Source organism: Streptomyces sp. NPDC107765 (assembly GCF_055657085.1).
In genome coordinates, this window is record NZ_JBVKBL010000012.1 from 305,558 (window position 1) to 330,772 (window position 25,215).

The 25,215-nt window shown below is 73.5% G+C and carries 19 protein-coding genes; 6 read left to right on the top strand and 13 right to left on the bottom strand.

From position 1 onward, the window contains the following. Positions 1-50: 50 nt before the first annotated feature. The 10 genes from ACZ7MX_RS27900 to rsmH all read right to left on the bottom strand — a co-directional run bounded on the left by ACZ7MX_RS27900 (position 51) and on the right by rsmH (position 12,928). Positions 51-866: a cell division protein FtsQ/DivIB gene (locus ACZ7MX_RS27900; RefSeq protein WP_472135972.1), complete on the bottom strand. Its 816-nt coding sequence runs from the start codon at positions 864-866 to the stop codon at positions 51-53. Between the two features lie 22 nt (positions 867-888). Beyond that, complete coding sequence (gene murG, locus ACZ7MX_RS27905; RefSeq protein WP_030415220.1) at positions 889-1,980, bottom strand: undecaprenyldiphospho-muramoylpentapeptide beta-N-acetylglucosaminyltransferase; 1,092 nt, start codon at positions 1,978-1,980, stop codon at positions 889-891. Between the two features lie 6 nt (positions 1,981-1,986). Then, on the bottom strand, positions 1,987-3,414 hold the full coding sequence (ftsW, locus tag ACZ7MX_RS27910) for a putative lipid II flippase FtsW (RefSeq protein ID WP_472135973.1): 1,428 nt from the start codon (positions 3,412-3,414) through the stop codon (positions 1,987-1,989). A gap of 58 nt (positions 3,415-3,472) precedes the next feature. Continuing rightward, positions 3,473-4,894: a UDP-N-acetylmuramoyl-L-alanine--D-glutamate ligase gene (murD, locus tag ACZ7MX_RS27915; protein WP_472136013.1), complete on the bottom strand. Its 1,422-nt coding sequence runs from the start codon at positions 4,892-4,894 to the stop codon at positions 3,473-3,475. 41 nt (positions 4,895-4,935) lie between these two features. Then, the gene (gene mraY / locus ACZ7MX_RS27920) at positions 4,936-6,000 is read right to left on the bottom strand and encodes a phospho-N-acetylmuramoyl-pentapeptide-transferase (RefSeq protein WP_030417128.1); all 1,065 of its coding nucleotides are present in this window, start codon (positions 5,998-6,000) and stop codon (positions 4,936-4,938) included. Positions 6,001-6,005: 5 nt separating this feature from the next. Then, positions 6,006-7,457, bottom strand: a complete 1,452-nt coding sequence (locus ACZ7MX_RS27925; protein WP_472135974.1) for a UDP-N-acetylmuramoyl-tripeptide--D-alanyl-D-alanine ligase — start codon at positions 7,455-7,457, stop codon at positions 6,006-6,008. A 62-nt stretch (positions 7,458-7,519) separates the two neighbouring features. Beyond that, on the bottom strand, positions 7,520-9,253 hold the full coding sequence (locus ACZ7MX_RS27930; protein ID WP_472135975.1) for a UDP-N-acetylmuramoyl-L-alanyl-D-glutamate--2,6-diaminopimelate ligase: 1,734 nt from the start codon (positions 9,251-9,253) through the stop codon (positions 7,520-7,522). Positions 9,254-9,271: 18 nt separating this feature from the next. Next, the gene (locus tag ACZ7MX_RS27935) at positions 9,272-11,275 is read right to left on the bottom strand and encodes a peptidoglycan D,D-transpeptidase FtsI family protein (RefSeq protein WP_472135976.1); all 2,004 of its coding nucleotides are present in this window, start codon (positions 11,273-11,275) and stop codon (positions 9,272-9,274) included. Between the two features lie 7 nt (positions 11,276-11,282). Beyond that, a complete protein-coding gene (ftsL, locus tag ACZ7MX_RS27940; protein ID WP_472135977.1) occupies positions 11,283-11,930 on the bottom strand; it encodes a cell division protein FtsL in 648 nt (215 codons plus the stop codon). Further along, positions 11,927-12,928, bottom strand: a complete 1,002-nt coding sequence (gene rsmH, locus ACZ7MX_RS27945; protein WP_472135978.1) for a 16S rRNA (cytosine(1402)-N(4))-methyltransferase RsmH — start codon at positions 12,926-12,928, stop codon at positions 11,927-11,929. Before rsmH ends, ftsL begins: the two co-directional genes overlap by 4 nt. 426 nt (positions 12,929-13,354) lie before the next feature. Between rsmH and ACZ7MX_RS27950 the strand changes: the two genes are divergently transcribed. The 4 genes from ACZ7MX_RS27950 (at position 13,355) to ACZ7MX_RS27965 (ending at position 19,075) form a co-directional block, all read left to right on the top strand. Further along, positions 13,355-13,915, top strand: coding sequence for a beta-class carbonic anhydrase (locus ACZ7MX_RS27950; RefSeq protein WP_472135979.1), 561 nt, complete (start codon positions 13,355-13,357; stop codon positions 13,913-13,915). 243 nt (positions 13,916-14,158) lie between these two features. Further along, positions 14,159-15,175 carry an AAA family ATPase gene (locus ACZ7MX_RS27955; protein ID WP_472135980.1) on the top strand — a complete coding sequence of 339 codons (1,017 nt, stop codon included), beginning with the start codon at positions 14,159-14,161 and terminating at the stop codon, positions 15,173-15,175. Continuing rightward, entirely contained in the window at positions 15,175-16,563 is a 1,389-nt protein-coding gene (locus ACZ7MX_RS27960; protein ID WP_472135981.1) for a DUF58 domain-containing protein, read from the top strand. Before ACZ7MX_RS27955 ends, ACZ7MX_RS27960 begins: the two co-directional genes overlap by 1 nt. A 70-nt stretch (positions 16,564-16,633) precedes the next feature. Continuing rightward, positions 16,634-19,075, top strand: a complete 2,442-nt coding sequence (locus ACZ7MX_RS27965; RefSeq protein ID WP_472135982.1) for a transglutaminase TgpA family protein — start codon at positions 16,634-16,636, stop codon at positions 19,073-19,075. 665 nt (positions 19,076-19,740) lie between these two features. Here the strand turns inward: ACZ7MX_RS27965 and ACZ7MX_RS27970 are convergent. The 3 genes from ACZ7MX_RS27970 to ACZ7MX_RS27980 form a co-directional block, all read right to left on the bottom strand. Further along, positions 19,741-20,136, bottom strand: coding sequence for a DUF3040 domain-containing protein (locus ACZ7MX_RS27970; protein WP_030415502.1), 396 nt, complete (start codon positions 20,134-20,136; stop codon positions 19,741-19,743). A gap of 259 nt (positions 20,137-20,395) precedes the next feature. Further along, positions 20,396-21,151: a methyltransferase gene (locus ACZ7MX_RS27975; RefSeq protein WP_472135983.1), complete on the bottom strand. Its 756-nt coding sequence runs from the start codon at positions 21,149-21,151 to the stop codon at positions 20,396-20,398. A 231-nt stretch (positions 21,152-21,382) separates the two neighbouring features. Next, the gene (locus ACZ7MX_RS27980; protein WP_472135984.1) at positions 21,383-21,898 is read right to left on the bottom strand and encodes an SAV_6107 family HEPN domain-containing protein; all 516 of its coding nucleotides are present in this window, start codon (positions 21,896-21,898) and stop codon (positions 21,383-21,385) included. A gap of 251 nt (positions 21,899-22,149) precedes the next feature. Between ACZ7MX_RS27980 and ACZ7MX_RS27985 the strand changes: the two genes are divergently transcribed. Then, positions 22,150-23,034, top strand: coding sequence for an ATP-binding cassette domain-containing protein (locus tag ACZ7MX_RS27985; RefSeq protein WP_472135985.1), 885 nt, complete (start codon positions 22,150-22,152; stop codon positions 23,032-23,034). Continuing rightward, on the top strand, positions 23,006-25,213 hold the full coding sequence (locus ACZ7MX_RS27990; protein ID WP_472135986.1) for a YhgE/Pip family protein: 2,208 nt from the start codon (positions 23,006-23,008) through the stop codon (positions 25,211-25,213). The genes ACZ7MX_RS27985 and ACZ7MX_RS27990 overlap by 29 nt, the downstream gene beginning before the upstream one ends. Positions 25,214-25,215 lie beyond the last annotated feature (2 nt).

Here is a 25,215-nt window from a genome sequence, read left to right on the forward strand (position 1 = left end):
GATCACCCATAGTCGTAGCCATCCAGGGTGCTGGCCTGCGACTTGCTACGTCAACTCCCCGACACCGCAGGGGCGCTGGGGACCGAGACGTCGAAGTGCCGGGCGGTACGGGCCGCTTTCAGCAGCGCGACCAGCACCTTCGCCTTTTCGGCGCCCTGTTCGCGGCTGCCCCAGGCGACCGTGCGCCCGCCGGCCAGTTCGACGCTGATGGCGTCATATGACCGCACTCGGACCTTGCGTACGTCTTTGCGTACGACTGGGGGCAGATCCTGAGCGACCTCGACCGCGGCGCGCCGCAACCGGTCGGGACCGAACCGGCGCGCGCTCGGAGAGTCGGAAACGGACATTTCCAGAAGGGGAACGCCCTTGGGGGCGGCGCTGACGGTGGCGAACCGGACGCCCTCGGCGTCCACTTCGGCAAACTTTCCGCCCGTTTGCATCAGCAGTTCCGGGGTTCTTTCCGTCACTTTGAGACTGATGGTGTGCGGCCAGGACCGTTCCACGTCAACGCTCTTGATGCGCGGCAGCCGGGCCCGCAACCGGTGCGCGAGGGCGTCGGTGTCCACCGAGATCAGCGGGGAGTTCACCGGGGCGTGCGCCGCCGCGACGACCTCACGCGGGGTCAGGACGTCGGTCCCGGTGGCCCGGACACGCTCCAGCCGCAGCCAGTCGGAGGCGTAGAGCGCCCAGACGCCGAACGCGCCGAGCAGCACCGCGAGGACCAGGGTGATGATCAGACCGCGGCGGCCCGGCGCGCGACGGGGCAGGCGCACCCAGCGGAGTCTTCGCCCGCGCACCTCCGTGGAGGAGGGCGGGCCGGACGGTGACTTCTTCTCGCCGCGCCGGGCGGTCGTCGGTCCGGCCACGCTCCCTGCCTTCTCTCGTGCGCTACTTGCGGTGCTGCTCGATCGCCTCGTACACCATGCCGACCAGCAGCTCGTCGGCGTCCCGGCGGCCGAACTCGGAGGCCGCGCGGGACATCTCGTACAGCCGGTGCGGATCGGCCAGGACCGGGAGCACATTGCCCTGCACCCAGTCCGGGGTCAGCTGGGCGTCGTCGACCAGCAGGCCCCCGCCGGCGTTGACCAGCGGCTGGGCGTTCAGCCGCTGCTCGCCGTTGCCGATGGGCAGCGGGACGAACGCGGCCGGCAGCCCGACGGCGGACAACTCGGCGACGGTCATCGCGCCCGCGCGGCAGAGCATCATGTCCGCCGCGGCGTACGCGAGATCCATCCGGTCCACGTACGGTACCGGGACATAGGGCGGCATCCCGGGCATGTTGTCCACATGCGGCAATTCGTTCTTCGGACCGACCGCATGGAGCACCTGGATGCCGGCGCGCTGGAGGGCCGGCACGGCGGCCTGGATGACCTCGTTCAGCCGGCGGGCGCCCTGGGAACCACCGGACACCAGCAGCGTCGGCAGGTTGGGGTCGAGGCCGAAGGCGGCCCGCGCCTCGGGGCGGACCGCGGCCCGGTCGAGGGTGGCGATGGTGCGGCGCAGCGGGATGCCGACGTAGCGGGCACCGCGCAGCTTGCTGTCGGGGGTGCTGACGGCGACGAATTTCGCGTACCGCGAACCGATCTTGTTGGCCAGGCCGGGGCGGGCGTTGGCCTCGTGGACGATGATCGGCACCCCGAGCCGCTTGGCGGCCAGATAGCCGGGCAGCGCCACGTAGCCGCCGAAGCCGACCACGCAATCGGCCTTGGTGCGCTCCAGGATCTGCTCGGCGGCCTTGATCGTGCCGCGCAGCCGCCCGGGGACGGTGATCAGTTCGGGGGTGGGCTTGCGCGGCAGCGGTACGGCCGGGATGAGGCCCAGCTCATAGCCGCGCTCCGGGACGAGCCGGGTCTCCAGCCCCTTCTCCGTACCGAGTGCCGTGATCCCCACGGTGGGGTCCTGCCTCCGCAGTGCGTCCGCGAGGGCGAGCGCGGGCTCGATGTGGCCGGCGGTCCCCCCACCGGCGAGTACGACATGCACCGAAATTCACCGCTCTCCGGACGGCCGCTTCTTGACGCGCCGTCTCATCGTCTTCCATCTCACCCCAGCCGGTTTCCTTCCGAAAACCGGCTTCCGCGTAGCCAGCGCGGCCAGTGCCGCCCGTGCGGCGGGCTCGTCACGCGCGAAGGCGATCAGCAGCCCGACGGCGAACATCGTCGGCAGCAGGGCGGAGCCTCCGTAGGAGAACAGCGGGAGCGGGACACCGGCGATCGGCAGCAGGCCGAGCACCGCACCGATGTTGACCACGGCCTGGGCCGTGATCCAGGTGGTCACACCTCCCGCGGCGTACCGTACGAAGGGGTCCTCCGTGCGTCCGGCCACGCGGATACCCGCATAGCCTAGAGCCGCGAAGAGGGCGAGGACCGACAGCGTCCCCGCCAGACCCAGTTCCTCCCCGGTGATGGCGAAGATGAAGTCGGTGTGCGGTTCAGGTAGTTCACCCCATTTTTCCATACTTGCGCCGAGGCCGGAACCGAAGAATCCGCCGGAGGCCAGGGCGTAGATCCCGTGCACGGCCTGCCAGCACTGGTCACCGGGGCCCGGATCGGTCGCTCCGATGCAGGCGAGCCGGGACATCCGGTTGGCGCTGGTCTTGATCAGCAGCGCGCCGATCACCGTCGCGGTGCCCAGCACGCCGACGAACAGCCGGGTCGGCGCACCGGCCAGCCACAGCAGTCCGAACAGGATCGCCGTGAGAATGATCGCGGTGCCCATGTCGCCGCCGAGCATGATCAGACCGAGCAGCAGGAACGCCACCGGGATCAGCGGCACCAGCAGGTGCTTCCACTGCACCAGCAGCTTCTTGTCGTGCTTGCGGGCCAGCAGGTCGGCGCCCCACAGGACCAGCGCGAGTTTGGCGAACTCGCTCGGTTGCATCTGGAAAGGGCCGCCGAGGTTGATCCAGTTCTGGTTGCCGTTGACCGCGACCCCTATGCCCGGAATCTGCACCAGGCACATCAGGAAGACCGACCCCGCGAGCAGCGGATAGGCCAGCGTACGGTGCAGCCGGACCGGCAGCCGGGTGGCGATCAGCAGCAGCCCGCCGCCGAGCACGGCCGCGAGCAGCTGTTTGCGGAAGAAGAACGACGGGGCGAGACCGGACTGCAGCGCCTTGATCTGGGACGCCGAGTAGACCATCACCAGGCCGAGGACGGTGATCAGCAGACTGCCGCCGAGGATCAGGTAGTACGCGGTCAGCGGACGGTCCCAGGCGCGCTTGAGCCGGTTCAGCAGCCGCCGCGGACCGCCGGCCGACGGACGGCCGCCGCCGCGCGCCGGGCGCGCCGTCGCGGGCCGTCGGGGCGGGCGCGCGGGGCCGGAGACACGCCCGCCGGCCCGTGCGGAGGATCCCGCGCGCGGTCTCGCGGACGATCCCCCGCCCGCTCTGCCTGCGTCCGCCGATCGGGCCGTCATCCTCGTCCCCTCCAAGTGCGCTCGCCGCCGGCTGCCGGCGGCCACGGGGAGAAACGGTCTACTGGTCCCTCGCGGTCAGCTCGCGGACCGCATCGGCGAAGGCGTCGCCCCGCTTGTTGTAATTGACGAACATGTCCATCGAGGCACAGGCCGGAGCCAGCAGGACGGTGTCGCCGGGCCCGGCCAGACGGGTCGCTTCCCGGACGGCCTCGGGCATCGCCCCAGTGTCGGTCCGGTCGAGGTCGACGACCGGGACCTCGGGGGCGTGTCGCGCCAAGGCTTCGCGAATCAGCGCCCGATCGGCACCGATCAGCACCACCCCGCGCAGCCGGGCCGCCGCCGTCTTCACCAGCTCGTCGAAGGTCGCGCCCTTGGCGAGCCCGCCGGCGATCCACACGATGTGCTCGTACGCCGCCAGCGACGCCTCGGCGGCGTGCGTGTTGGTGGCCTTGGAGTCGTCGATGTAGCGGACGCCGTCGATCTCCGCGATGTGCTGGATGCGGTGGGCCTCCGGGTGGAAGGCGCGCAGTCCGTCGCGCACCGCGGCCGGGGCGACGCCGTAGGCCCGGGCCAGCGCAGCGGCCGCGAGGGCGTTGGCGACGTTGTGCGGGGCGGCGGGGCCTGCGCCGGGTGCGATGTCGGAGACCTCGGCGAGCTCCTGGGCCTGCTTCTGCCGGTTCTCGACGAAGGCGCGGTCGACGAGGATGCCGTCGACGACGCCGAGTTCGGAGGGGCCGGGGGTGCCGAGGGTGAAGCCGATGGCGCGGCAGCCCTCCTCGACGTCGGCCTCGCGCACCAGGTCCTCGGTCGCCTTGTCGGCCACGTTGTAGACGCAGGCGACGCGGTTGCCCTCGTAGATCCGGCCCTTGTCGGCGGCGTACGCCGCCATCGAGCCGTGCCAGTCGAGGTGGTCGGGGGCGAGGTTGAGGACCGCGGCGGAGTGCGCGCGCAGCGACGGTGCCCAGTGCAGCTGGTAGCTGGAGAGCTCGACGGCGAGCACGTCGTAGGGGCGGGCGCCGTCCTTGCCCTGGTTCAGCACGACGTCGACGATCGGGGTGCCGATGTTGCCGACGGCCATGGTGTGCAGGCCCTCGGCCTCCAGGATGGCGGCGAGCATCCGGACGGTGGTGGTCTTGCCGTTCGTGCCGGTGACCGCGAGCCAGTCGGCCGAGTCCGGACCGCGCAGCCGCCAGGCGATCTCCACGTCACCGACGACGTCCACACCGGCCGCCGCGGCGGCGGCGAACAGCGGGCTGTCGGGCTTCCAGCCGGGCGAGGTGACGACCAGGTCGGTGCCCTCGGGGAGGGTCTCGCCGTCGCCGAGGCGGACGGCGATCCCGGCCGCCTCCAGTTCGCGCGCGGACTCCTGCTGCTTCTCGCCCGCGCCGCCGTCCACGACCGTGACGCGGGCGCCGAGGCCGGCCAGGGCGCGGGCGGCACTGATGCCGCTCACGCCGAGGCCGGCGACGGTGATGTCCATGCCGGCGAACCCCTCGGGGATCCGGTCCGGGTCGTGCGTGGTCACTTCGCTGCCTGCCAGCCGCCGTAGAAGATGCCGAGTCCCACGATGACGCACATGCCCTGGATGATCCAGAACCTGACCACCACAAGGACTTCGGACCACCCCTTGAGTTCGAAGTGGTGCTGTAGTGGCGCCATCCGGAAGACCCGCTTGCCGGTCATCTTGAAGGAGCCGACCTGGATGACCACGGACATGGTGATCAGGACGAAGAGGCCGCCGAGGAGGGCGAGCAGCAGCTCCGTGCGGGAGCAGATGGCCAGACCGGCGAGCGCGCCGCCCAGGGCCAGCGAGCCGGTGTCGCCCATGAAGATCTTCGCGGGCGAGGTGTTCCACCACAGGAAGCCGAAGCAGGCGCCCATCAGGGCGGAGGCCACGACCGCCAGGTCGAGGGGGTCGCGGACCTCGTAACAGCCCGGTCCCGCGGTGATCTGGTTGGCGCAGGACTCCTGGTGCTGCCAGATGCCGATGAAGGTGTACGCGCCGAAGACCATCACCGAGGCGCCGGTGGCCAGGCCGTCGAGGCCGTCGGTGAGGTTCACGCCGTTGGACATCGCCAGGATCATGAACAGCGCCCAGATGACGAAGAGCACCGGGCCGATCTGCCAGCCGAAGTCCTGGGTGAAGGACAGCCGGTCCGAGGCCGGGGTCTGTCCGCGCAGATCAGCGAACTGCAGCGAGAGCACGGCGAAGGCGATGCCGACGATGAGCTGGCCGGCCATCTTCGCCTTGGCCCGCAGGCCCAGCGAACGCTGCTTGACGATCTTGATGTAGTCGTCGAGGAAGCCGACCAGGCCCATCCCCGCGAAGAGGAAGAGCACCAGCACGCCCGAGAACGTCGGGTCGCTGGAGGTGATCACCTTCGTGACGACGTAGGCGATGATCGTCGCCAGGATGAAGGAGATGCCGCCCATGGTGGGCGTCCCCTTCTTGCTGCCGTGGGTGCGCGGGCCGTCATCGCGGATGAACTGCCCGTACCCCTTCTTGGCCAGCAGTTTGATCAGCAGCGGGGTGCCGATCAGGGTCAGGAAGAGCCCGATCATTCCGGAGAAGAGGATCTGCTTCATCGAGTTCATCGGGTCGCGGCTCCACCCTCGGCGCCCGCGGCGCCCGACAGCCCTGCGTCATCCAGCAGTGCTGCGGCCACCCGCTCCAGCCCCACCGACCTGGACGCCTTCACCAGCACGACGTCTCCCGGCCGCAGCTCGCTGCGCAACAGGTCGACCGCCGCCCGCGCGTCGGACACGTGCACCGACTCCTCACCCCACGAACCCTCGTTCTTGGCGCCCATGTCGAGCCAGGCCGCTTCCCTGCCGCCGACCGCCACGAGCTTGCTGACGTTGAGCCGGACGACCAGCCGCCCGACCGCGTCGTGTTCGGCGAGCGACTCCTCGCCGAGCTCGGCCATCTCACCGAGCACCGCCCACGTACGAGCACCCTTCGCCTTGCCGGCGGCGCCCATCGCGACCAGCGCACGCAGCGCCGCTCGCATGGACTCGGGGTTCGCGTTGTAGGCGTCGTTGACGACCGTCACGCCATCCGCGCGCTCGGTGACCTCCATGCGCCAGCGGGAGAGCGTGCCGGCTTCGGAGAGCGCGGTGGCGATCTCGTCTACGGGCATGCCCAACTCATGGGCGACGGCGGCCGCGGCGAGCGCGTTCGACACGTGGTGCTCACCGTACAGCCGCATGGTCACATCGCTGCACCCGGAGGGTGTGTGAAGCGTGAAGGCGGGCTGTCCGAGCTCCGTGAGCCGGACATTCTCGGCGCGTACGGCGGCGTCCTCGGCCTCGCCGAACAGCACCGTGCGGGCCTTGGTGCGGGCCGCCATGGCGCGCACGTAGGGGTCGTCGGCGTTCAGCACCGCGATCCCGCCGTCCTCGGCGGCCGGCAGCGCCTCGACGAGTTCGCCCTTTGCCTCCGCGATCTGCGCACGGCCGCCGAACTCGCCGATGTGCGCGGAGCCGACGTTGAGCACCACGCCGATCCGGGGCGGGGTCAGCGCGGCGAGGTAGCGGATGTGGCCGACGCCGCGGGCGCCCATCTCCAGCACGAGGTGACGGGTCGTCGCATCGGCGCGCAGCGCGGTCAGCGGCAGTCCGATCTCGTTGTTGAGGTTGCCCTCGGGCCAGACGGTCGGACCGTGCCGCTGCAGCAGCTGGGCGATCAGGTCCTTGGTGCTGGTCTTGCCGGCCGAGCCGGTCAGGCCCACGACGGTGGTGCCCAGCCGCTCGACGACGGCGCGGGCGAGTGCGCCGAGCGCGGCGGTGACGTCGTGCACGACGATCGCCGGGACGCCGAGCGGGCGGGCGGCCAGTACGGCCACCGCGCCGGCCTCGACGGCGCCGCGGGCGAAGTCATGGCCGTCGACGCGTTCCCCGGCGAAGGCCACGAACAGGCCGCCGGGGCGGACCGCCCGGGAGTCGGCGACGACCGGTCCGGTGACCTGGCGGTCGGCGTCCGGTATGTCGTACTGCTGCCCGCCGACGATGCTCGCGATCTCGGCGAGGGACAGGGAGATCACAGGTCACCCCCGGCGAGCGGCGGTCGGTGAGGGGGAATCGGTTGTGCGCGCATGGCGGAGTGTCATCCCTGGTGTTTCGGGTGCGGTGACGTCAAGGAAGCCTCGATGGCCTCGCGCAGCACCTGACGGTCGTCGAAGGGGCGTACCACTCCGGCGATGTCCTGGCCCTGCTCATGGCCCTTGCCCGCGACGATCACGGTGTCGCCGGGCGCGGCGCGGGCGACGGCGGCGGCGATGGCGGCGGCCCGCTCTTCTTCCACCAGCACCGTGCCGCGTTCGTGGATCGGCACCTCCGCGGCGCCCGCCAGCATGGTGGCGAGGATCGCGAGCGGGTCCTCGCCGCGCGGGTTGTCGGAGGTCAGGATGGCCGTGTCGGCGAGGCGGGCGACCGCCGCGCCCATGGGGGCGCGCTTGTGCGGGTCGCGGTCGCCGCCGCAGCCGAGGACGGCGTGCAGCTTGCCGTCGGTGACCTTGCGCAGCGCGCGCAGGACCGACTCGACGGCGTCGGTCTTGTGGGCGTAGTCGACCACCGCCAGGTACGGCTGGCCGGCGTCGACGCGCTCCAGGCGGCCGGGGACGCCGGGCACCGCGGCGACGCCGTCGGCCGCGGTCTGCGGGTCGATGCCGGCGACGACCAGCGCGGTGATCGCGGCGAGCGCGTTGGCCACGTTGAACGGGCCGGCGATCGGGGAGGCCGCGCGCAGCGTCTGCCCGTCGGGGCCGTGCACGGTGAAGGTGGAGCCGAGCGCGCCGACCTCGACGTCGGAGGCGCGCCAGTCGGCGTCCGGGTGGCCCTCGGCGGAGAAGGTGGTGACCGGGACCTCGGATTCGCCCTCGGCCAGCCGCCGGCCGTATTCGTCGTCGAGGTTGACCACACCGGCCCGGCTGCGGGTCTTGGTGAACAGCTGGGCCTTGGCCTGGAAGTAGTCCTCCATCCCGGAGTGGAACTCCATGTGCTCCGGGCTGAGGTTGTTGAAGATCGCGACGTCGAAGACGCAGCCGTCGACCCGGCCGAGGACCAGGGCGTGGCTGGAGACCTCCATGGCCAGGGCGCGGACGCCGCGCTCGCGCATCACGGCGAACAGCGCCTGCAGGTCGGTGGCCTCGGGGGTGGTCCGCTCGGACTTGATCCGCTCGTCGCCGATCCGGGTCTCCACGGTGCCGATCAGGCCGGTCAGCCCGCCGTCGGGGCGCTTGGCCGCGGCGGCGCGCAGTCCGCCCTCGATGAGGTACGCGGTGGTGGTCTTGCCGGAGGTGCCGGTGATGCCGATCTGGAGCAGGTCCTCGCCCGGCGCGCCGTAGATGGAGACGGCCAGGGCGCCCATCCGTCCGCGCGGGTTGTCGACGACGAGGACCGGCAGGCCGGTCTCGGCCGCGCGGTCGGCGCCGGACGGGTCGGTCAGGATCGCCGCGGCGCCGAGGTCGGCGGCCTGGGCGACGAAGTCGGCACCGTGCAGCCGGGCGCCGGGCAGCGCGGCGTAGACGTCGCCGGGGCGGACCGCCCGGGAGTCGTGCGTGATGCCGGTGACGTGGGCCGCTGCGTGCTCGGGTGCGAGCGCGGGGGTTCCCAGCTGCTCGGCGAGGTCCGCCAGGGGGGTGGGGCGGACGTGGTCAGGGCGCGGCGCTCCCGGGTACGTACCGGGGCCACCCTTCTGAGCGTGCGGGGCGTTCGAGGACTGATCAGCTTGTGACACGGCGGTGAGCGTACCGGGCCGATCGGTCCCGGGGCGAAGTGAGGGCCGTGTGGGGGCGCGGTCGGCGGGCTCGGGGAGGCCGTCGGGGGTGATGGTCGTCACGGCGGGATTGCCTCGATTTCATTGGCCTGGCCTGAAGGTGACCGGCAGGCGCGGGGGCTGGGCGCCGGTCGGCGGTACCTGGAGGGTCTTCAGCGCGAAGGCCATGACCTGCTGGTAGATCGGGCCGCAGACCTGGCCGCCGAAGTAGCTGCCCTTGGTGGGGTTCTGTACGGCGCAATAGACCGTGATGCGCGGTTTGTCCGCGGGGGCGAACCCGGCGAAGGACGCGGTGTAGCCGTGGTAGCGGCCGGTTTTGGGGTCCACCCGGTTGGAGGTGCCGGTCTTGCCGCCGACCCGGTAGCCGTCGATCTTCGCCTTCGCGCCGGTGCCCTCCTCGTCGTCGACCACGGACTCCAGCATGGTGGCGAGGGTGCGGGCCGTCTTCCGGCTGACCACCCGGGTCTTCGCGGGCTTGGGCGCCGGGACGAAGCGGCCGTCGGGCCCGGTGCTGCCGCGGACGAGCGTGGGGGCGATCCGCTCGCCGCCGTTGGCGATGGTGGAGTAGACCGAGGCGGCCTGTACGGCGTTGAGGGACAGCCCCTGGCCGAAGGGGATCGTGTACTGCTGTGAGGTGTTCCAGGCCTGCGGCTTGGCCAGGATGCCGTCGGTCTCGCCCGGGAAGTCCAGCCCGGTCGGCCGGCCGATGCCGAATTTGCGCAGGTAGGAGTAGAGGACCCGGTTGGCCTCGGGCTGGGTCCGGCCGAGCTGGCCGGCCGCGAGGATGGTGCCGATGTTGCTGGACTTGGCGAGCACGCCGTTGAGCGTGAGGTGCCAGGTCTCGTGGTCGACGTCGTCGGCGAAGAGCCGGTCGCCGCGGTGCAGCCGGTTGGGGACGGTGACCCGGGTGGACGGGGTGGCGACCCCCTCCTCCAGTACGGCGGCCATCGACATCAGCTTGCTGGTCGAGCCCGGCTCGAACGCGTCGGACAGCGCGGCGTTGCCGAGCGCCTCCGGCTCCGCCTTGGTGATGTCGTTGGGATCGAAGGCGGGGGCGTTGGCCAGGGCCAGGATCTCACCGGTGGTGGTGTCCTGGACGACGACGTAACCGCGGTCGGCACCGGACTTCGCCACCTGTTTGGTGATGGCCTGCTGGGCCGCCCACTGGATGTCGCGGTCGAGGGTGAGCTCCATGTCGTCGCCGGGGACGGCGGGGTGCTCCCGGGTGGCGGCGGTGGGCACCCGGCGGCCGCCGGACTGGGCGTAGACGAGCTTGCCGTCCTTGCCGGCGAGCTGCGCCTGGAGGCGGGCCTCCAGGCCGCCGCCGCCCTTGCCGACGCTGTTGACGAAGCCCAGGACGCCGGAGGCGAGGTCCTTGTTGGGGTAGACGCGCCTGCTGTGTTTGTCGGCGAAGATCCCCACCAGGACGTCGGGGCGGGGCGCGCTCTTGGGGGCGGCGGCCGCCCGGGCGTCGAGGGTCTTGCGGAGGTCCTTGATCCGCTTCCACACCTGGGGGGTCTGCTGCCGGGCGAGCAGCACGTAGCGGGAGCCGGGCCGGTCGAGCTTCTCGGTGAGCGCGGCCTTGTCGACGTGCAGGATCGGCGCGAGCAGCGCGGCGGCCTGCTGCGGGGCATCGCGGATCTTGGTCTTGGCGGGCGCCAGCAGGCTGGGGTCGGCGGTGATGTCGTACGCGTCCACGGAGGTGGCCAGCGCCACGCCGTTGCGGTCGGTGAGGTCGCCGCGCTCGGCGGCCAGCTTGACCGGGACGTAGCGGTTCTCGTTGGCCCGGGCGGCGAACGCCCCGGCGTCCACGGCCTGCACCTGGAAGAGCCGTACGACGAAGACCAGCATGATCAGCGTCAGCCCGAGGGAGACCAGACGGAGCCGGGGGCGCGGGCTGCCGAGGCGGAGCGCCTGGGAGCCGGCGCCGGGCCGGGCCGGGCCGGAGCGGCGGGCGGCCGGGCGGGGCGCGCCGGGGCGCGGCGCGGGGCGCCGGGCGGCGGGCGGGCGGCCGGTGCGGTCCTGGGGCTGACCGCCGCGCCGGGCGGGGCGCGGAACCCGGCGGGGGTCCCTGGGCTCGGTCATACCGCGGTCACCTGCCGGGGGTCGTCGGGGCGGGGGCGGGCGCGGGGCCGGCGGGGCGGGCGGCGGCCCGGGCGGGTGCCGGGGCCGGGTGGCCCGGGGTGGCGCCCGCGCCCTGGGTGCTCCGCGGGCCGAGCGTCCCGGAGCCGGCCGGGACCGGCGGCCGGACGGACGGCGCGACGAGTGCGGAGGCAGGGACGCGCGGGGCGGCCGGGCCACGCGCGGTGGTGCCCAGGAGGGCGGACGCGGACGGCTCGGCCGAGGTGCTCAGCGGCGCGCCGTCGGGACCGGCCACGCCGGGCTTGCCGCGGACCGTGCCGTCCGGGAGCAGGAACGCCGGAGCGCCGCCGGGCACCATCCCGAGCTGCCGGGCGCGCCGCTCCAGGGCGCCCGGTGCGGAGTAGCCGTCCACCTCCTGCTGCAGCGCCTGCTGCTCGTCGGTCAGCTCGTCGGTCTTCTTCTCCAGCCGGCTCAGCTCGAACGACCCCTGGTTGAGCGCGGAGTTGAGCAGCAGCAGGGTGATCAGCCCGGATCCGAGGAGGACCACGATGAGGAGGACGAACGGGGTGCGCGCCGCGGTGCCGGGGGCGGCGGGGGCGGCCGGGAACAGCGCGGAGAGCCGTTTCTGCGCGCCGCGCGGCCGCCCCTGGCCTCTCACGGGGTGCCCACCGAGTGGTGGGCGTTCCTGCCGTTCCTGCCGTCCCCGACGTTCTCGCGGATGCGCTCCGCGCCGCGCAGCCGGGCGGGGGCGGCCCGGCGGTTCTCCGCGATCTCCTCCTCCGTGGGGAGTTCGGCGCCGCGGGTGAGCAGCTTCAGCCGGGGCTGGTACTGCTCCGGCACGACCGGCAGGCCGGGCGGTGCGGTGCTGGTGGCGCCGGCCGCGAAGACCTGCTTGACCAGCCGGTCCTCCAGGGAGTGGTACGAGAGCACGGCGATCCGGCCGCCGACCGCGAGCGCGTCCACGGCGGCCGGGACGGCCCGCTCCACGCAGGCGAGTTCGCCGTTGACCTCGATGCGCAGGGCCTGGAAGGTGCGCTTGGCGGGGTTGCCGCCGGTGCGCTTGGCGGCCTGCGGGAGCGCGTCCCGGATCAGGTCGACCAGCCGCGCGCTGTTCGTGAAGGGTTCCTTGGCGCGCTCGCGGACGATGGCCGAGACGATGCGCTTGGCCTGCTTCTCCTCGCCGTAGGTGCGCAGGATCCGCACCAGCTCCCCGGGCGGGTAGGTGTTGAGGACCTCCGCCGCGCTGATGCCGGTCGTCTGGTCCATCCGCATGTCCAGCGGGGCGTCCTGGGCGTACGCGAAGCCGCGGTCGGCCTCGTCGAGCTGCATGGAGGAGACGCCGAGGTCGAAGAGCACGCCCTGGACCCGGGGGACGCCGAGCCGGTCGAGCACCTCGGGGAGCTCGTCGTAGACGGCGTGCACCAGGGTGGCGCGGTCGCCGTAGGGGGCGAGACGTTCACCGGCGAGCTTCAGGGCGGCCGGGTCGCGGTCGAGGGCGATCAGCCGGACCGCCGGGAAGGCCGTGAGCAGCGCCTCGCTGTGCCCTCCGAGGCCGAGGGTGCAGTCGACGACGACCGCGCCGGGCTCGGCGAGCGCAGGGGCGAGCATGTCCAGACACCGCTGGAGCATGACGGGTACGTGGCGGGTATTACTCATGCGCCTTCCGATGGGGTGGGCGGCAGGTGGGTCCCCGGCCGCTGGCTGGGGGATGCCGCACGTACCGCTTGGTCCCCGCCCGCTCTGAAGGGGAAGTGGCCCTCCGGCGACGGGGAAGTGACGTCGGAAGTCCATGGGAGCGGGAGGAGGCCGAGCCGTACGTACGATGCGCGCACGCGAGGAATTCGGTATCCAAGGAGAGCGTCACGCCTCCCACTTCGCGCCACTTTAGTCCACCGGCTGCCCCGGTCAATCAACCGGTTCCGCGCGTCCCGCGACGGGTTCGCCGGGTCCTTCCCGGCGGGCTTTTCACCCGTGTGGCGGCTGCCCGGGCGGAGCTGTGGAGTACCTCACAACGGGTGATGTTGCCCCCTATGCCCGGCCTCCCACGGGGCCGGAACGACCAGTGACTATTACGGTGAATGCATGCCCATACCTGCATCGCAGCCGTCGTCCTCGTCCCTCGACAGTGCGTCCGTGCGCTCCGGCGGCACGGTCACCGACCGTCTGGTCCAGGCCAACCAGCGCTATGCCGCCGCCTTCACGGATCCCGGCATGGACGCGCGGCCCGTCCTCAAGGTCGCCGTGGTGGCCTGTATGGACGCCCGTCTCGACCTGCACGCCGCGCTCGGCCTGGAGCTCGGCGACTGCCACACCATCCGCAACGCCGGCGGTGTGGTCACCGACGACATCATCCGCTCCCTCACCATCAGCCAGCGGGCGCTCGGCACCCGCTCCGTCGTCCTCATCCACCACACCGGATGCGGACTGCTCAACCTGACCGAGGACTTCCGCCACGAGCTCGCGGCCGAGGTCGGCCAGCGTCCGACCTGGGCGGTCGAGGCGTTCAAGGACCTCGACGAGGACGTCCGGCAGTCCATGCAGCGGGTGCGCACCTCGCCCTTCCTGCCGCACACCGACGATGTGCGCGGCTTCGTCTTCGACGTCAAGACGGGTCTGCTGCGGGAGATCGACCCCCAGGACTGACCGTCCGGAGTGCGGGCCGGCCCGGTTTTCCGGGCCGGCCCGCGCCGGAATCGCCGGGTTCGCCCGGAACGCCGGGGCACGAGGTGGTGAGTTATCCACAGGTCATGACGCCGGAGCGCGCGGGCGGCAAGAATGCGTAGGTGACGTCGTGCCGGCGGTGGCCGGGACCGACGCGCATTTTCGGGGTGGGCCGGTTCCGCACAAGGGGGTGGCGGCCCGTGGCACAGGGCCGAGGAGGGCCGAGTGACGACGTATGACGAACGAGCGAGCCTCACCGATCTGACCACCACCGCGGAGCGGGTTCACCGGTCGGTGGAAGGCGTGATCGAGGGCAAGCCGGAGGTCGTACGGCTCGCGCTGACGGTGCTCCTGGCCGAGGGCCATCTGCTCATCGAGGACGTGCCCGGCGTCGGCAAGACCATGCTGGCCAAGGCGCTCGCCCGCTCCATCGACTGCTCGGTGCGGCGCATCCAGTTCACGCCCGATCTGCTGCCCTCGGACATCACCGGCGTCAGCATCTTCGACCAGCAGCAGCGCGACTTCGAGTTCAAGCCCGGCGCGATCTTCTCCCAGATCGTCATCGGCGACGAGATCAACCGCGCCTCCCCCAAGACCCAGTCCGCGCTCCTGGAGTCCATGGAGGAGCGCCAGGTCACCATGGACGGGCAGACCTACGAACTCCCCAGCCCCTTCATGGTCGTCGCCACCCAGAATCCGGTGGAGATGGAGGGCACCTACCCGCTGCCCGAGGCCCAGCGCGACCGCTTCATGGCCCGGGTGTCGATCGGCTACCCCAGCCCGGCCGCCGAGCTGCAGATGCTGGACGTGCACGGCGGCGCCTCCCCGCTCGACGACCTCCAGCCGGTGGCGCACGCCCACGAGATCCTCAAGCTGATCGACGCGGTCCGCGAGGTCCACGTCGCCGAGGCCGTCCGGCGGTACGCCGTCGACCTGGTGTCCGCCACCCGCCACCACCCCGAGCTGCGGCTCGGTGCCTCACCGCGGGCGACGCTGCATCTGGTGCGCGCCGCCAAGGCCACCGCGGCCCTCGCGGGGCGGGAGTACGCCCTGCCGGACGACGTCCAGTCGCTGGCGGTCGCGGTGCTGGCGCATCGTCTGCTGCCCACCGCCCAGGCGCAGTTGAGCCGCAGATCGGCCGAGCAGATCGTGGTGGAGATCCTCCAGCGCGTCCCGGTTCCCGAGCCGTCCGCGCAGCCGTGGCGGACGCACGGCCGGCCGCCCGGGGTCCGGGGGTTGTGATGAGCGGAGGGGGGAGCGAGGGGACGCCGGAGCCGGGCGGGCTGCGGGCGGCCCTCGGGGGGATGACGACGCGGGGCCGGTCGTTCCTGGCCGCCGGGGTGGCCGCCGCGGTGTGCTCGTACCTGCTCGGGCAGCCGGACCTGCTGCGGGTCGGGCTGCTGCTCGCCGCCCTGCCGCTGGTGTGCGTCCTGGTCCTGCACCGCACCCGCTACCGCGTCGCGGGCAGCCGCGCCCTCTCGCCCGCCCGGGTGCCGGCCGGCACCGAGTCCCGGGTCCGGCTGCTGATGGAGAACGTCTCCCGGCTGCCGACCGGCGTGCTGATGCTGCAGGACCGGGTGCCGTACGTCCTCGGGCCGCGGCCGCGCTTCGTCCTGGACCGGGTGGAGGCCGGCGGCCGCCGGGAGGTCACCTACCGCGTCCGCTCGGACCTGCGCGGCCGCTATCCGCTCGGGCCGCTGCAGCTGCGGCTGTCCGACCCGTTCGGGATGTGCGAGCTGACCCGCTCCTTCCAGACCTTCGACACCCTGATGGTGGTGCCGCGGGTCGAGCCGCTGCCGGCCGTCCGGCTGGCCGGCGAGACCGCGGGGTACGGCGACGGACGGCACCGCTCGCCGGCCCTGGCCGGTGAGGACGACGTCATTCCGCGCGGCTACCGCCACGGCGACGACCTGCGGCGGATCCACTGGCGGTCCACCGCGCGCCACGGCGAGCTGATGGTCCGCAGGGAGGAGCAGCCGCAGAAGGCGCGCTGCACGGTCCTGCTGGACACCCGCGACCTCGCCCACCCCGGCGGCGGACCGGACTCGGCCTTCGAGTGGGCGGTGTCGGCCGCCGCCTCGACGGTGGTGCATCTGCTGGAGCGCGGTTTCGCGGTCCGGCTGCTGACCGACACCGGCAGCTCGGTGCCCGGCCCGGACGGCGCCGGTGGTTTCCCGGGGAGCGCCGGCTCCGCCGACACCGCCGGCCTGATGCTGGACACCCTCGCCGTGGTCGAGCACTCCGAGGAGGAGGGGCTGTCGGCGGCGTACGAGGTGCTGCGCGGCGGCAGCGAGGGACTGCTGATCGCCTTCCTCGGCGACCTGGACACCGAACAGGCGGCGATCGCCGGGCAGATGCGCCGGCGCTGCGGGACGGCGATCGCGTTCGTCCTGGACGGCGACGCCTGGAGCCGGGGGCCCGGCGGCATCCGGTTCGCCACCGGCCAGGTGCCGCTCGCCGAGCGGCTGCGGCTGCTGCGGCGGGCGGGCTGGACGGCGCTGCCGGTGACGCCGGGGGACGCGCTCGCCGATCTGTGGCGGGCCGCCGCCGACCAGGCCGGGACGGCGCCGGACCGCCTGGAGCCGGGGCCGGACGGCGCCGCGGAGACGGTGACGGGAGGACGGCCGTGAACGGGAGGGTGCGGCCGGTGCGGAAGCACCGCGCGTACGGGGACGGCCTCGCGCGAGGGGAGGCGGACGGATGAGCGGCCGGGCACGACTCGCGCTGTGTGCCGCGGTGGCCACCCTGTGTGCCGCCGGTGCACTGCTGCCGCTGGTGGATCCGATGGGCTGGATCTTCCAGGCGGCGATCCTGCTGGCGATCACGACCGGGGTGGGCGCGCTGGCCCGCCGGGTCCCGCTCGCCGGACCGCTGACGATCGCCGCCCAGCTGCTGGTCCTGGTCCTGCTGCTGACCGTGCTCTTCGTGCCGGCCGACGCCGTACTCGGCCTGCTGCCGGGCCCGGACGCGCTCGCCGCCTTCGGCCGGCTGCTGCGGAGCGGCGCCCAGGACGTCGGCCGGTACGCCATCCCCGCCCCGGTCACCCCCGGCATCCGGCTGCTGCTGGTCGCCGGGGTGCTGCTGATCGGCCTGATCGTGGACGCCCTGGCGGTGACGTACCGCAGCGCCGCGCCGGCGGGCCTGCCGCTGCTCGCCCTCTACTCGGTCGCGGCGGGGCTGGCCCAGGGCGGTGCGGGCTGGCTGTGGTTCCTGATCGCCGCGGCGGGCTATCTGCTGCTCCTGCTGGCCGAGGGCCGCGACCGGCTCTCCCAGTGGGGCCGGGTCTTCGGCGCCACCGGCCCGGGCGGCGGGCCGGGTTCCGCGGCCGGCGGACCGGCCACCGCGCCGGTCCGTACGGGCCGGCGGATCGGCGCCCTGGTCCTCGGCATCGCCCTCGTGGTGCCCGCCGCGCTGCCCTCCCTCGGCGACGGACTGCTCGGCCCCACCGGCGCCGGCCCGGGCCGCGGCGGCGGGGGCGGCACGATCTCCGCGGTCAACCCGCTGGTGTCGCTGCAGGACAGCCTCAACCAGCCCGAGGACCGCGAGGTCCTCAACTACCGCACCACCGCCGCCGATACCCGCGATCTGTACCTGCGGATCGTCGCCCTCGACCAGTTCGACGGCACGACCTGGAAGCCGTCCGAGCGCACGGTCACGGACGTGCCCGAACGGCTGCCGGAGCCGCCCGGCCTCAGTTCCGCGGTCGGCCGCGAGCGGATCAACACCTCCATCTCGACCGCCGGGTGGTACGCACAGAACTGGCTGCCCCTCCCCTATCCCGCGTCCCGGGTGGACATCTCCGGCCGCTGGCGCTTCGAGCCGCAGGGCCGCACGCTGGTCGGCGACCGCGGCCAGAACACCCGCGATCTGCAGTACCAGGTGGAAAGCCTCCAGGTGCGGCCCACCTCCCAGCAGCTGGCCGCCGCACCGGCACCGCCCGGCGAGGTGCTGCGCGAGTACACCAAGGTGCCCGCCTCGCTCCCCCCGGTCGTCCGATCCACCGCCCGCCGGATCACCCGGGGCGCCCCGACCGCCTACGCCAAGGCCGTCAAGCTCCAGGACTGGTTCGCGCTCTACGGCGGCTTCACGTACAACACCGAGGTCCGGGCCGGCAGCGGTGCCGAGGCGATAGCCCGGTTCCTGCGGCAGAAGGAGGGCTTCTGCGTCCACTTCTCGTTCTCGATGGCGGCGATGGCCCGCACGCTGGGCATCCCGGCCCGGGTGGCGGTCGGCTTCACCCCGGGGACGAAGCAGCCCGACGGCACGACCTCGGTCAGCCTCAAGGACGCGCACGCCTGGCCCGAGCTGTATTTCCAGGGCATCGGCTGGACCCGTTTCGAGCCCACGCCGAGCCGCGGCAGCATCCCGGACTACGCCTATCCCGACACCTCGGGCAGCACCGAGCCGGGCCGCCCGGACCCCGCGCCGGCCCGGCCCGTACCGCCCACGGAGGGCCCGTCGGCGACGCCCTCGTGCGGCCCGGGTGAGCATCCGGCCGGCAGCGGGGCGGACTGTCCGCCGTTGCCCGCGCAGTCCGGCGCCCGCCCCTCGGACGATGGCTCGTCCCCCTGGGCGGTGGCCGCTCTCGGGCTGGTCGCGCTTCTCGTCCTGCTGCTGCCCCTGGTCCCGCTGCTGTGGCGGCTGCGGCTGCGCTCCCGGCGACTGGCGCCCGGCGGCCCGGGCGGGAGCGGCGCGACGGACGCCGGCGGGGCGGCGGCCGCGCTGGCGGCCTGGCAGGAGCTGCTGGACACCGCCTGGGACTTCGGGATCGTCCCGGACGAGTCGCTGACCCCGCGCAGGGCTGCCGCCCGGATCATTCGCGTCGGGGAATTGCAACCGGAGCCGGCCGCCGCCGCGCGCCGGGTCGCGGAGGCGGTCGAGCAGATCCTCTACGCCCCGCGCCCTCGGCCGGTGACCGGGCCGGCCGGCGACGTCCAGCACGTGCTGGCCGGATTGCGCGCCGGTGCGCCCCGTGGGCTGCGGCTGCGGGCACTGTTCGCCCCGCGCTCGGCCGCCCGCCTCCGCCGGGCCGGCGCAGCCCGCTGGGCGTCCCTGCGCCTCCGCTGCCGTACGAGCCGCCCGGTGACCGCACTACGGCGAGCGACGTCCACGCTCCGGCGGGGGCGGCGACAGGGGGCGTAGGGCGCAGGGCGCAAGGGCGGCGTCCGGGGCGCGGGGGGTGCGTCCGGTGTGGGGGCGGGGCCAGGGCTGGGGAGCGTCCAGGGCGTGGGGCGGGGCCAGGGCGTGGGGCGGGGCCAGGGCGTGGGGCGGGGCCAGGGCCGGGGCGTGGGGCGCGTCCAGGCGTGGGACGGACCCGGGGCGCGAGCGGGGGCCCGGGCGGGGGCGCGCCCGTTGGACGGCCCCGCCGGCGTCGTGCGACCACCCGCGACGTCCGCCAGGGCCAGGGGCCAGGGACACCCGGTGGGCCAGGGGCGCCAGGGCCGCGAGGTCAGCGGGGACGCGAGGCCGGCGGGGCCCGAAGCCCGGCGAGAACGCGACGCCCGGGCAGGGCCACGACGCCCGGCGCGGGCGTACCCAGCTGATTCGGCGCTGGTGTACCCAGCTGACTCGGCGCGGGCGTACCCAGCTGGCCCGGCGCGACCCTACCGCCTGCTGCGACGGCCCGACCGGCAGCAAAACCTGCCGACGGCAGCAGAACATGCCAGCGGCAGAAGTACGTGCCAGCGGCAGCAAACCCTTCCCGCGGCAGCAGAACGTGCTGTGGCCGCCCGAAGGAATCGGGCGGCCACAGCACGGAAGCCGGGGACGCGCGACGGCGCGTCAGGGGGAGGACGTTCGGAGCGGGGTCAGTGGCCCTGCTGCTCGTCGCGGCGGCGCTGCCAGCGGTCCTCGATGCGGTTCATCATCGAGCGCCGCGGCCGGGCCTGACGCCGCGCCGGGCCTTCGGCGCCGGCGCGCTGTTCACCGGGCTTGGGCGCCTTGCGCCACCCGGTGACCGCCAACACGGCACAACCGAGCATCACGAGGAAACCGACCACGCTGATCCAGATCTGCTGCGCGACCATGCCGGCCATGAGCAGGGCGATACCCACCAGGAAGCCCGCGACCGCTTGGTAGACCCGTCGCCGGGTGTACGTACGCAGCCCGCTTCCCTCAAGCGCTGTCGCGAACTTGGGATCTTCGGCGTACAGCGCTCGCTCCATTTGCTCGAGCATGCGCTGCTCGTGCTCCGAGAGCGGCACGGAGTCCTCCTACTCGTCGGTCGCGGGGGGCGACCGGGGTGCGACCCTTTCAGGATAGGCAGGGAATCGCCCCCGTGAAACCCGCCCCTCGACGCCAGTTCACTGTCCGGGCCGCCGTGGTGGCCGGGGGTGATGCTGGCTGCATTCCCCACCCGCCTGTCCGTCATGCCGGAACGTCGTACACCGATCATACGGGGCCAAGGGGCTGATCGGGTGGCCTGTGGCCGACCGCACGCAGCCGGCCGGGCCCGCTCCCCCGTCAGTCGCGCTCGGCGAGGACGTGCAGCTGGGTGGCGACGGCATGGAAGGCGGGCTGCTCGGCGGCGGCCGCCTCCAGCTTCAGCAGGGCCTCCACGGCACCCGGCTCGGTGTCGACGAGTACCCCGGGGACCAGGTCGGCGAAGACCCGGACGCCGTGCACCGCACCGATCTCCAGGCCGGTGGCGGAGACCAGGCCGGTGAGCTGTTCGGCGGTGAACCGGCGGGGCATCGGGTCGCCCTCGCCCCAGCGGCCGGCCGGGTCGGTGAGGGCCTGGTGGGCCTCGGTGAAGTGGCCGGCCAGGGCGCGGGCGAGCACGGCACCGCCGAGGCCGGCCGCGAGCAGGCTGAGGGTGCCGGCCGGGCGCAGCGCGTCGACGGCGTTGCGGATGCCCTCGGCCGGGTCGTCGACGTACTCCAGCACGCCGTGGCAGAGCACGGTGTCGTAGCCACCGCGCTCGACCACGTCGAACAGGCCGTGGGCGTCGCCCTGGACGGCCCGGATCCGGTCGGCGACACCGGCCTCCGCGGCCCGGCGCTCCAGGGCGAAAAGGGCGTTGGGGCTGGGGTCGACGACCGTGACGCGGTGGCCGAGGCGGGCGACCGGCACGGCGAAGTTGCCGGTGCCGCCGCCGGTGTCGAGGACGTCCAGGGCGTCGCGCCCGGCCGCCTTGACCCGGCGCTCCAGGGCGTCCTTCAGGACGTCCCAGACCACGGCGGTACGAAGGGATGCGCGCGGGCGCAGCGGGTCAGACACGGCGGGTGGCTCCTCGGCGGGGGCATGAACATCCAGTCGTCCACCACCCTATTCCGTCCCGCGCCGTCCGCCGCCCACGGAGCCCCGCGGAGCGGGTGAGGGCCTGCTCATCCCGCCCCGCCGGGGCCTCGCGGCCCGTCCGTGACGCTCCCCGGCGGAGCCCCTGGCCCCGCCGCCGGCGGCCCGCTCACTCCGCCGGTGACGCCCCGCGCCTCCCGCGCGGCGGCCCGCTCATCCCGCCCGCTGGGGCGGCAGCGGCGGCTGGAGGAGCAGCATCCGTTCGACCAGGCGCAGGAACATGGCGACGTCCCGCAGGAGGTCGTCGGCGTCCCGGCTGCTGGCCGCGCCGGTTATCCCGGCCTCGGCCCGGGCCCGGCGGGCGGCGCCGGAGGCGAACAGGGCGCTCCACTCGGTGAGTTCGGGCGCGACCTCGGGGAGGAGATCCCAGGCGCTGCGGATGCTTTCCCGGCGGCCGCGCCGCGGAGCGGCTCCCGGCCGGCGGCGTAGGGTGGGCTCCGGACGGGCGCGCACGGCGAGGACGGCGGCTGCGGTGCGCAGCGCGGCCAGATGGGCGGTGGCGAACCGCTCGTTGGGGGCTTCCAGGGTCCGCGCTTCTTCGAGGCCCTGCTGGGCCTGGGCGAGCAGGGCCAGGGCGGCGGGTGGTGCGGCCGCCCTGCGCAGGACGGGGTGGACATCGCTCGGGGGACCGTACGCAGCGGAACTGGCCCCGGTGGGACGAGCTGCCATGACGAACCTCCTGTCGTCACATGCCGGTTCGGGGCCGAACGCTGATTCGGCCCGTCTGACCCCATCGTGCGGCACACCACTGACAATCGGCCCTGACCTGCACTTTCCCTGGCCTGACGGCGAATTTCACGCGGAGCGGGGCAAGCGGGGGCGATTGCCGGGCCCGAACCGGTTCACCGGACCCCCTTGCGGAACCCGGGGTGGGATGCGGCATACTTTTTGTACTGACCAGTCAGTACAAGGGAGGGATCGTGGACAGCACCCCGCACGGGGCGGCGGTCACGGCCGAGCGGTTCGGGGTCAAGGGCCCCCGCGGCTGGGCGTTCCGGAACGTCGACATCACGGCCGGCCCCGGCTCGCTGATCGCTGTACAGGGCCCGTCGGGCTCGGGCCGTACGTGCCTGCTGCTCGCGCTCACCGGCCGGATGAAGTCCGCCGAGGGCACCGCCGGGATCGCCGGACTGGCGCTGCCCAAGAAGAAGGCCGCGGTCCGGTCGATCACCGCACTCGCGCATGTGCCCGGGATCGCCGATCTCGAACCCGCCCTGACCGTAGGTGAGCACCTGCGGGAACGCGCCCTGTTGCAGGGCCGGTTCGGCGGTTCGCTGCGCGCCCTGCTGCGGCCGCGCCGGGAGCGCCGGGCCGAGGCCCGCGCCCTGGTGGACGACGCGCTGACGACGGCCGGACTCGACCTCGCGGCGCTGCCCAAGGGGATCCGTACGTCGGTGCGCGACCTGGAGCGGCTGGAGGCGCTGCGGCTCTCCGTGGCGCTCGCGATGATCGGCCGGCCCCGGCTGCTGGCCGTCGACGACACCGACCTGAAGCTGTCCGACGGGGAGCGTGCCGCCGCCTGGGAGATGCTGCGCGGCATCGCCGCGGCCGGCACGACCGTCCTCGCGGTGTGCAGCGAGCCGCCCGGGGACGGCGCGGACGTGGTGCTGGTCCGGACCGGCAACCGCCCGGAGCGGACCGGCGGGCAGGACGCGGGAGGCGCGCGGGACGCGGCCGCGGAGCCCCCCGCGCAGGGGCCCGAGGAGCCGGCCGCCGGGGACGGCGACGGCGAGGCGAAGCACGACGACGCGAAGGACGACGAGGAGGGGGCGGCCGATGCGTTCGCCGAAGCTGGCCGCGCTTGAGCTGAAGCGGTTCGGGAGGGGGAAGCTGCCGCGCGCCGCACTGGCCGCGCTGCTGCTCCTGCCGCTGTTGTACGGCGCGCTCTACCTGTGGTCCTTCTGGGACCCGTACGGGCGGCTGGACAAGGTACCGGTCGCGCTGGTCAACGAGGACAAGGGCGCCGAGGTCGGCGGGAAGCACCTCTCCGCGGGCGACAGCATCGTCGACGGCCTCGCGGACAGCCACACCTTCGACTGGCACCCGGTGGGCGCCGCGGAGGCCGCCCGGGGCGTCGAGGACGGCACGTACTACCTGTCGCTGTCCATCCCGAAGGACTTCAGCCGGCGGATCGCCTCCAGTTCGGGCGACCACCCGGAGACCGGCGCCCTCAAGGTGCGCACGAACGACGCGAACAACTACATCGTCGGGCAGATCTCCCGGACGGTGTTCTCCGAGGTGCGCGCGGCGGCCTCGGCGAAGTCGTCGCGCACCTTCCTCGACAAGATCTTCGTCTCGTTCTCGACGCTGCACGGCAGGACCGAGCAGGCCGCGAACGGTGCCGACCGGCTCAAGGACGGCATCGGGCAGGCCGAGGACGGCGCCGGCAAGCTGGCCGACGGTCTGGGCAGCGCCAAGAACGGCAGCGGCAGGCTCGTCACCGGCCTCGGTGACCTCAACGCGGGCGCCGGACGGCTCTCCCGAGGGAGCGGTGACCTCGCCCGCGGCGCCGGTACGGCCGCCGACGGCTCGCGCCAACTGGCCGACGGCGCGGGGCAGGTGGCCGACGGGACGCAGCAACTGGCCGACACCGTGAACGGCGTCGTCGGCAAGGTCGGGCCGTTCGTCCGGGCCCACGGCAAGGAGATCGGCGAGGCCGCCCGGCTCGTCGCGGACGGCTCGCAGGCGGTCCGCGACCACCTGGACAAACTGCCCGCGGCGGCCTCCACGGGGGCCAGGCTCTCCCGGGGCCTCTCCGACCACCTCGCCGCCTACTACCGGCTGCGCTGTGAGAGCGGGGTCACCCTCGACACCTCCTGCGCCGAACTGAAGCGGATCAAGGACCAGGCGGCCACCGCGGCGGACCGGGCCGAGGAGGTCAGCGGCTACGTCCACGACCAGAAGAACCTCGACCGGCTGGGCCGGGACCTGGACACCCTGCACTCCCTGGCGAGCGAGCTGGCACAGCGCGGCCCCACCCTGGGCGCCGACATGGACGCCGCGGTCAAGAAGATCAACGACCTCAACGACGGTGCCCACAAGGTGTCCGCGGGCGCCCGCAAGCTGGCCGCGGGCAACGCGAAGCTCGCCGCCGGCGCGGACCGGCTGAACGACGGTGCGCACCGGCTGCACGACGGCGCGGGCCGGGCCGCGACCGGGATGCAGGACCTCGACTCCGGGGTGGGCAAGCTCAAGGACGGCGCGCAAACCCTGGACGGCGGCATGTTCAAGCTCTCCGACGGCTCGCAGAAGCTGGCCGGCGGGCTGCACGACGGGGCGAAGCGGATCCCCGACTACGGCAAGAAGGAGCGCGACGCCCGCACCCTGGTGATGTCCGACCCGGTGCAGCTGGCCTCCGGCGCCGCCCACAAGGCGCCCAACTACGGCACCGGTTTCGCGCCGTACTTCATCCCGCTGTCGCTGTGGGTCGGCGCCATGGTGGCGTACATGCTGATCCAGCCGCTCAACAGGCGGGCGCTGGCGATGGGTGCCTCCTCCTGGCGGGTGGCGGTCTCCGGCTGGCTGCCGGTGGTCGGCGTGGGCGTGCTGCAGACCGCGGCCCTGATGGCCGTACTGCACTTCGGGCTCGGACTGCAGATGGCCAGGGCGGCCGGCACGCTCGGCTTCCTGGTGCTGGTCACGGCCTGTTTCTCGGCGATCGTGCAGTGGCTGAACGCACAGTTCGGGCCGGCCGGCCGGATCCTGGTGCTGGCGCTGCTGATGCTCCAGCTGACCTCGGCCGGCGGCACGTACCCGGTGCAGACCAGCCCCGGCTTCTTCGGCGCCATCCACCCGTATCTGCCGATGAGTTACATCGTGGAGGGGCTGCGCCGGCTCATCACCGGGGGCGACCTCGCGCCCGTGTGGCAGGGCGGTGCGGTACTGGCGGCCTTCACCGTCGGCGCGCTCCTGCTGACCTCGCTGACCGCCCGTGGCCGCCAGGTGGTCCGGATGAAGGACCTCCACCCGGAGCTGAGCCTATGAGC